This window comes from Aliikangiella sp. G2MR2-5, assembly GCF_015687155.1.
Taxonomy (GTDB): Bacteria; Pseudomonadota; Gammaproteobacteria; order Enterobacterales; family Kangiellaceae; genus Aliikangiella.
Genome location: NZ_JADPQF010000012.1, coordinates 1 through 4297, shown reverse-complemented (window position 1 = coordinate 4297; position 4297 = coordinate 1). Strand labels below are relative to the sequence as shown.

Annotated in this window: 5 protein-coding genes; all 5 read right to left on the bottom strand. The window is 41.7% G+C overall.

What is annotated here, in order from left to right; translation table 11 throughout:
* Positions 1 to 371: transposase (locus IYN84_RS20765; protein WP_196141202.1), on the bottom strand; the 371-nt coding region annotated here is incomplete at its 3' end.
* Between the two features lie 57 nt (positions 372 to 428).
* Positions 429 to 686 carry a transposase gene (locus tag IYN84_RS20760; protein WP_196141201.1) on the bottom strand — a complete coding sequence of 86 codons (258 nt, stop codon included), beginning with the start codon at positions 684 to 686 and terminating at the stop codon, positions 429 to 431.
* A gap of 2 nt (positions 687 to 688) precedes the next feature.
* Positions 689 to 1231: an RHS repeat-associated core domain-containing protein gene (locus IYN84_RS21605; protein WP_371735028.1), complete on the bottom strand. Its 543-nt coding sequence runs from the start codon at positions 1229 to 1231 to the stop codon at positions 689 to 691.
* A gap of 219 nt (positions 1232 to 1450) precedes the next feature.
* Positions 1451 to 1759 (bottom strand): hypothetical protein, encoded by a 309-nt coding sequence (locus tag IYN84_RS20750; RefSeq protein ID WP_196141199.1) that lies wholly within the window; start codon positions 1757 to 1759, stop codon positions 1451 to 1453.
* A partial coding sequence (locus tag IYN84_RS21600; protein ID WP_196141198.1) for a LamG-like jellyroll fold domain-containing protein occupies positions 1756 to 4297 on the bottom strand: 2542 nt, incomplete at its 5' end. The genes IYN84_RS21600 and IYN84_RS20750, both read right to left, overlap by 4 nt.

Here is a 4297-nt window from a genome sequence, read left to right as displayed (position 1 = left end):
GGATTGCGATGGATATATCGGCTGAGTTGAAGTAGGTACGCATCGGCTTCCACCAAAATTGATTTATAACGCCCTCTGAACAAAGGGCCATCAACCTTCTTGAGTCGGTTATAACGTTGGGTATAAAGTCCATTGATGTGCTTCATTATCTGGCCGAGATTCGCCTTAGGGGTTTCAATCAATAGATGGTAATGGTTGCTCATCAAGCAATAAGCGTGGATGACTGCATCAAATCGTTGATGCGCCTCTTCGAGAGTTTTAAGGAAGGCTTCAAAGTAACGCCTGTCGTGAAATATCGCTCGGCGATGACGACCACGATTCATCACATGATGAAAAGCACCTTGGTATTCTATGCGGGTGGGTCTAGGCATGATTAATTATCATACGGCAAGCATTGTTCATTGTAAAATGTGCCTGACCCCTTATCTTTATTGGGTATAAAGTCCATTGATATGTTTCATTATCTGGCTCAAATTAGCCTTGGGTGTTTCAATTAACAGGTGATAATGGTTGCTCATCAAGCAATAAGCGTGAATGACTGCATCAAATCGTTGATGCGCCTCTTCGAGAGTTTTAAGGAAGGCTTCAAAGTAGCGCGTATCATGAAATATGGTGCGTCGATGACGACCACGATTCATCACATGATGAAAAGCACCTTGGTATTCTATGCGAGTGGGTCTAGGCATGATTAATTATCATACGGCAAGCATTGTTCATTGTAAAATGTGCCTGACCCCTTATTTGCAGACCCCTTATTTGCATGCGCTATAGGGTCATAGCCCGGAGTAGGATTTGTCTGAGGTGAAGGCGTATGTGGTATCGGCGGTATTAACCATCGACCAATATCACGCATTACACGACCCGGCTCTTTACCAAACCTGTAGAAAACTGTACGCCAACGATTTAATCCATAAGGGTCTATGTAGTTTGTTGGGTTTCCACCAACATAAGCGTAGGTGTTCATACCACCACGAAGCCCAATCGGGTCACTCTGAATGTACCTGCCTATCTCCGGGTCGTAATCCCGGAAGTAGTTGTAATGTAACCCAGACTCGGCGTCATAATACTGGCCGGGGAATCGAATATTATTCACAACCGTTTCATTGGTCACAGTCGCCAAACCAAACGGCGTATAACTCGCCTGCCAAACAATATTCTGATTGGCATCGGTCATCATTTCCGGCGTGCCTAAGTGCGAGTTATGATAGAAATAAACATCATCTCCAATCACTTGCGCAAATGGTTGACCATTAAAGTATTTTCATTACTTATGCCATTGCATTGGTGCTGTAAAAAAGTCGCTCAGGGGATCAAATAGAGGGCAAAGAAAAGCCCGACACAAAAGCATCGGGCTGATTCGGGAAGGATGTTAGGCGGTTAGCTTTGGGGTGGCCGCCTGTGACCATCTATTTTTGTTTGGATGAGAGTCCTGTTAGCTTCACCTTAATTATTATTTTTCTAAAGTAAAATAGGTTGTTGTCCCGTCTGACTTGCTAAATTTGGTTAAATCGGTTGCTACAATTTCTAAATAGTAAGTTCCTTCCTCTCTATACTGAGATTTCAATATCAAACTTGTGCCTTTGGGTAATGATATTTCGTGTCCATTATTATTAACAATTTTTATATCATTGTCGGTCACTACAGGAACATTTTGTTTTATAGACAAAATATCTGCATCTTCACCAGCAAAAATAATGAAAAAATAGGTACAAGCTATACCTGCGACAAACGTAATTACGTGACTTACTAATTTTTTCATGGTTTCGATTTACCTTCCTGATATGGAATAACTTCGTCGACCAAAAATGGGCTCATTTGCAAGTTTAACTCTAATGTCTGTGGAGTGGCAACGCCAGGCAAACTCATCTCGTGATACCAAGGTAGCCCTGCACTAAGAGCGCCTTGAACGGTACTGGCACAATTGTTTCCGATGAATTTATAGTCGCTCGGTAATACATACCAATTTTTGCGGGTTGGATGAGGTTGAGATGAATTAATTAACCCTTGATAATATTGAATCATCTTTGCTTCCTCTTGCGGAGTTACATCTAGTTTATAACCTTTTGTTTCACATGTGCCGCAACTATCCGACGTTTCATAATATGAGTTTGCACTTTTCACTGTAAGTACATTTGGACCAGCCATTTCAAAGAAGTATGGGTCTCTTCCTGGCACTCTGTAACGCCCATTTGAATACACTCGATTATTTATCCTCAGAGCAACATGGTCATACCAATTTGCTCCTCCGACGAGGACTTCAACTTCCAAACCGTTGGGGTCTCTATTACTAATTGGATTCTGTAATACATACCCATAAGTATTAATCCCCCCATTCAATCCAATCGGGTCAGATTGAATATATCGCCCAATCTCCGGGTCGTAATCCCGGAAGTAGTTGTAATGTAACCCAGACTCGGCGTCATAATACTGGCCGGGGAATCGAATATTATTTACAACCGTTTCATTGGTCACCGTCGCCAAACCAAACGGCGTATAACTCGCCTGCCAAACAACATTCTGATTGGCATCGGTCATCATTTCCGGTGTGCCTAAGTGCGAGTTATGATAGAAATAAACATCATCTCCAATCACTTGCGCAAATGGTTGACCATTAAAATAAACATATTCTTTTTGAATATTTCCATTACCATCGGCTTCGGCAATTAACTGACCATTTAAATCAAAAATGTAATGAGTTTCGACGCCGCTTCGCGTTTTAACACTACGCTCTCCTTTGGCGTTGTATTGATAGTTGGTAACCAAGCCACCGACACTGCTGGTCGCCATTCGATTGGCATCGTTATAGGAGAAAGTGAATTCACCTTTCTGGATGGTGTTGCCGTTGGGGTCGTAGGTTAGCAAGATCTCAGTTTTTGAATTCGCTCCATCTTCAAATTCGGCTACCTCCTGAAGAGACAATGAAGTATTGTATAACTTAATATTATCTATATACCCACTGAAATTCTGTGTTGTCCCGCCCAGGCCAGCTCCAAACAATAACGGGCTATCATGATTAACAAAGCGGTGAGTTCGCGATAACAAAAATTCACCATCCAGATATAGCTCAACGGTTCCATGCTTTTCGAAAGACATAACAACATTATGCCAATTATTGTCGTTGATAAATCTTCCAGTTCCAATTATTTCAGAAGTGTACCAATCATAAAGCGATAGCTCATTGTCAACGACATAGACACCAAAGGCATATGGTTTACTAACTAGTGAGCGAATTGAACTTCCTGCATCGCTTGTTTTCGTCCAGAAATCTATGGTTCCCTGATTTAATTGTATGCTCGCCGAATTTCCCATATCCAGATAGGTCCCTGACGAGCCATCCAAATAGACACTCGCATTACTTCCCGGAGAACCATTTTGGAGAAAACTAACAGCTCCATTGTAAATGCCATCTAACAGATTCGAAGAGTCTTTAACGGATGAACTTATGCCATCATCATCCAATTGCCAATTGAACTTTTGTATATTTCTCTGAAACAGTGAGGATATTTGATGCGGTTTTAATGCTTCATTGTAAATTTTAACATTATCAATGTTCCCTTTAAAATTATACATATTTCCGCTGTTACCCATTGCACCTATGATCAGGGAGTAGCCTTGCGTTGAAACGGTCATTTTACTGGTTAATACAAGTTGACCGTCCAAATACAATTTTGATCCATTTGTTTTGCCGCTTTCAAACGCAAACGCGATATGATGCCATTTGCCATCGTTTGGGAAATACCCTGACTCGCGTCTACCTCCACCTCTAATGAAGTCGTGAAAAATTAAGCGATTCTTATACAGGAAAACGCCATAAGCACCTTGCTTTGAAACAATCGCGCGCATACCACTTCCGGCATCTGTTGTTTTTATCCAGGCTTCAATAGTTCCCGTAGTTAGTTTTACAGTGTCTGAGTTACCCGCGGTGACATAGGTATACTGTGAACCGTTCAGATATATGCTGGAATCTCCCTCTACCGTAGGCTCCTCTCCGAGTGTTATATTCCCACGATACAGGGCATTGATCGTACCTTGCTGATCAATCGCTGTCGTTCCAGATGTCTCATCAAGCTGCCAATTGAGTATCGGCGTCTTAAGAGATAGTGCTTGGTCATTACCACTTTCAACACCTTCTTTGTTTATACTTCCGAGCATACCTTTGTCATCATAAAGAAGCGTTTCAACTTGTTCTTCAAAAGTCCTGGAAGTTCGATCCCCTGTCAAATTGTATTCAAAAAACTTACCGCTATTTGTTACACTTTTAAGCCGCTGCAACTCATCATACTGATAAGCCTCAATC